The following is a 4,334-nucleotide window of genomic DNA, read 5'->3' as shown; positions in this document are numbered from 1 at the left end:
GAGTGCTTTTTATACGCTTCCTGTTTGGTATGAATGAGAAATTCTTACAATGATCAATACTATCATTTAAAAAATGAATAAATGACGTACTCTCTTCACTTTTTAAAAAGTGGGTGTCCTTTTTATTGTTTGCCAAAACTGAGCACAACCATTATCACTGTTTAATTTATATGGTTCAAAACCATATTTTAGGTAGGCTTGCTGAGCGAGCTTATTACCTTCTAATACTTCCAAAGTGATTTTGCAACATCCCTTCTGAAAAGCAATTTCCTCAATTTTATCAAGTATTATTTGGCTTAACTTTTTTCCGCGATATTCATTTTTAACTGCAATATCATGAATGTTTATAAGGGGCTTACATTTGAAGGTTGAAAACCCTTCGAAGCAATTTGCAAAACCAGCAGGCTTACCATCAACATAACAAAGAATACTGAAAGCACTTGTAACCTTACCAAGTTCTTTGGCCAGGTTTTCTTTGACGTATTGATCCAAAGGTTCATTTCCACTCATTGGATCGATAGCATAATCATTCAATAAGGAAACAAGGTCATCAGCATGTTTTTTATTTGAATAGTCTGCAACAATTAATTCTATTTTCATTCTTGCTCCGTGATTTATGATTAGAACATAACGCCAAATTCAGCGGTACGAGCGGAGCGAGCGTCCGCTGGAATTTTTTGTTATGTTTCGTTTTCAGTATTTGTACTATGTCTTCTTTCTCTATCGAAATAAACACCTTGTGGTACTGAGGGTTGATAATAGCCACTGCTTGCTCGAACTGTTGCATGTTGAACTGTTTTTTCTTGTGCTTGTTCACCAATAAGTTCTATCCCATGAGCTTCAGCTTGCATTCGCACATAGCCTCTCAACATTTTCTCCCTGTATGAATACATTCCTTTATTTTTGGGGTCAGCTGCTAAAACGGCACCACATGAATCGTTTTTTAAATTTCTAATTCGTGTTCTATATTTTGTTTGAGCCATTGCTTCTTTGTTAGAAAATTTTTGCATTATATACTCATACGACGAATACATATCTTTAACGTATCTATGCAACCACTCTGAATCTGCAGTAGACCAGAGTACTTGTTCATAATCACCTGTACGCTGAGAAATTGCCTTTTCATAAGGTCTTTTCAATTCAGCAGATATGCTCAATATTGCATCATTTATTGCCGCATGGTAATGCTCTTTTTTAACGCTTACTATATCGTCTTCTTGCCAAAAGAGATGCCACATCAACTTTTCAGTTATTAGATGGACATAATATGGATAACCATCTGAAACTGCAGCTATTCTTACCAAAATATCTTTATCTACTTCAATTTCAAATGCTTTCGCTGCATCCGTAACGATTTCCCAGCGTGCATCCCAACTTAATTTTGGAAGTTCAATAGTCTCTAGTTGCCGTATTGCAGACTGATGTGCTCCTAATAGAGCATCAATTGTTGATGCTACCCCGGTAAAAATAAATTTGATTGCAATTCTTTTATCTCCTAGATGTTTTAAAAGATCCGCAAACAAGGCACGCTCACTCTCAGACTCCATTCGATCAAACTCGTCTATAACAACAACTGGAGAATCGGAATGAATCAGTGAAACTTCTCTTAAGATTTCAACTGCATCTAAAAGCGATTTTATTTCATCATGCAAATCTCTTAAACTTATGTCTTCAGCTTTTTCCAAGTTTAAAAACTTAAATTTAATAGATGACTTATCTTTTATAGAAATATTTCTTAGTCTACTTGCACTGATTGCTTGATAAGCAATATTTGCAATCACATCAGCCAATGTAGCATCTGGGGAACAAGAAACATCAATATATTCTGAATCTGAGCTTTGATATTGATTTGCGGCAGTTGCAGCAAGAGAAGATTTTCCTACGCCTCTATCTCCATAGATAAATACATGCCTTCCAGATGCGTACAAAGCCTCTTCAATTCTTCTGAGTTCTGTAGCTCTGCCAAAAAGATGTTCAATACTATGAATGGGTTGAGCTGGATAAACTAATTTACTGAGTTTCTTACCAAACGAAGAACTATCATAGCCTTTTATTGCCATCAATTAACCTATATTTTTAACATTAATTCAGTTGGTTTGCACTGAGAAACATAACGCCAACTTCAGCCGCGCCGCCGACGGCGGCGTCGGGTGGAGGGGCGAAGCCCCGGAACGAACTGGAAGTTTTTGTTATGTCTAGTCGATGTCCTCTTTGCTGAAAACATCCTTTTGATCAACTACAATGTCCAATGCTCTATGTAACATTTTATGGATTTTTATTTGATTGGCTCTTTTTATTTCGCCTTTTGATACCGTTGATTGATCTATATATGACCATATAAATGTATCTAACGAACTTATTTTAATGCCAATTGCACTAACCCTGTAAAGACATGAAAGCATTGCTGAAATTACATCCACTTCTTTTATGCCTTTTCCATCGTAATATTTTTTTACGACAATAGTACAAGGGTCATTATTATCTTTTTCATATAGAGGAAGCATAACATCTTCAAGAGAGGTATCATTAATTGCAGATCTTGTAAATGTTGCCCTTAAGCCTCTTAGAATTTCTACGGTTTCATCAAACGATGGGTACATCTCACCCCATTCTTCTTTTAAGGACTTTAGCCTTTTTTCTGAATACTGCGCTTCGGCAGCTTGCATTGCTCTCCAGGAAATGCGCTCTCTATCTGATGCAATGTAAAAACATTCATTTACAAATTGAAGGATATCTCTTGGTCTTCTTAATGTTCTTTCCAATAAGAAATCAATTGCCGTTTGCCCGCCATTTTTTCTAGCTTTAGGAAACAAGTCCTCAAATTGTACGAATTCGCCAGTGTACTGACTTTTGAAAACTTCGTTTATTCTAAGTTCTATTAACTGTTTGAGTTCTTCTGAAGACCATCTGATATTAAGAATATACGATTCATATTTCTCTTCTTGAAAGCCCGAATCTCTTGTTTTGTTAAATACAAGATCAAGCAAATCTTTCCTCAAAGCCGCAACAATTTTAACAGGCTTTATTTTTCTGAAAGTCTTTATTTCTTCGATGAGTGCTCTAATAAATCTACATCTAGTTTCAGTATTAGCCCAGTCTTCATCTAACTGATCTATTAGAATATAAAACTTTTTTTGCTGATCATCAAAAGAATGTTCAGAAAGTAAATTAAGAACTTCGTTAAGTTTTCTAATTTGAAGACTGTTTACTACTTGACTTGCTCTTTGCTTAACTTCGATTTTTTCTTGATCTGATAAACGCTGAATCCCTTCAGCTGATAAACTAACCCCTCTAAACTTTACTCCCACTGACGCTTTTGTATCTTCTTCAAGCTTAGATGTGATTTCTTTAAGATGTTCATCTGTATCAAGCCAGAATTTATCACCCCACTCTCGGAAGTACTCTAAAGCTTTTTTCTTTGTTTTGTCTCTGCTTAAGGCATTCGTTAAATTTTTGAAAAAATTATTGCTGTCATACTCGTTTTTAATATCATATCTAAGTTTCAAAAATTCAACAGTTAATAAATGTCTCCATAACAACCTGTAAAAAAGATCAAGATTGACATTTAATGCATCAAAAAATTGAATTATATCCGAATATTCTAGAAATCTTACTGATATATCATTAGGATCGAGCCGTACGCTTTTATTAACTTCTTGCTGCACTTTATATAATAAAGCACTTTTGCCTGAACCAGTTCTACCTAGTACTATAGAGGTTGGACTAGAAACATCTGTCAATTCATTTAGATAGCCTTTATCAACAAAACATTTATCCAATAATTCATAATCAGTTTCTGCATCAAGTGCTCCTACCTTCATGTTTCTAGTAATTTGAATTTTGTTATTTAGCATAATTTATTTGTACAATCTCCTTTGAGACATAACGCTTGGGTCAGGTGCGCCGTAGGCGTCACCTGGACCCACTTGTTGAACCAAGCCGCTAACGCGGCAAAAAATACCGTTCATTCCAGCCACCCCACCATTGCCAATACTTCCTGATATCCGTACCACTCCGGCGCGGCTTATATAAGGAAGCAACATGGAACGTTCTGAGCAAATCCGGTTTGACAAACTGTATCAAAAACACCTCACCACCCTGAAACTCCAGGGCAAAAGCCCATCCACCATTGATCTCTACAGCAGGCCACTGCGACGGGTGGCAGCCTTCTTTGATCGTTGCCCCGACACACTCAAACCCGATGACCTGAAAACCTACTTTGCGGCACTGGTAGAATCCCACTCATGGAGCACGGTCAAAACCGACCGTAACGGCCTGCAGTTTTTCTGGAAACACGTGCTGGGAAAACCCTGGCAGTTTGTGGACATCATTAA

General features: G+C 36.6%; 4 protein-coding genes. 1 reads left to right on the top strand and 3 read right to left on the bottom strand.

Annotation, left to right across the window (positions count from 1 at the left end; genetic code table 11):
- Positions 1-102 precede the first annotated feature (102 nt).
- From J7438_RS24630 to J7438_RS24620, 3 genes are all read right to left on the bottom strand, one after another.
- Positions 103-600 carry a GNAT family N-acetyltransferase gene (locus J7438_RS24630; protein ID WP_209278695.1) on the bottom strand — a complete coding sequence of 166 codons (498 nt, stop codon included), beginning with the start codon at positions 598-600 and terminating at the stop codon, positions 103-105.
- Between the two features lie 80 nt (positions 601-680).
- Complete coding sequence (locus J7438_RS24625) at positions 681-2,060, bottom strand: ATP-binding protein (protein WP_209278694.1); 1,380 nt, start codon at positions 2,058-2,060, stop codon at positions 681-683.
- 135 nt (positions 2,061-2,195) lie between these two features.
- Positions 2,196-3,854: a P-loop ATPase, Sll1717 family gene (locus tag J7438_RS24620; RefSeq protein ID WP_209278693.1), complete on the bottom strand. Its 1,659-nt coding sequence runs from the start codon at positions 3,852-3,854 to the stop codon at positions 2,196-2,198.
- A gap of 187 nt (positions 3,855-4,041) precedes the next feature.
- On the opposite strand from J7438_RS24620, the gene J7438_RS24615 reads away from it, so the two are divergent.
- Positions 4,042-4,334, top strand: a 293-nt coding sequence (locus tag J7438_RS24615; protein ID WP_209278692.1) for a site-specific integrase, incomplete at its 3' end; no start/stop codon positions are given.

Origin of the sequence: Thalassotalea sp. G20_0, from assembly GCF_017744175.1 — a bacterium.
Taxonomy (GTDB): Bacteria; Pseudomonadota; Gammaproteobacteria; order Pseudomonadales; family Endozoicomonadaceae; genus Endozoicomonas.
Note: the sequence above shows the minus strand (reverse complement) of the source record. Positions and strands in the feature narration are given on the sequence as shown.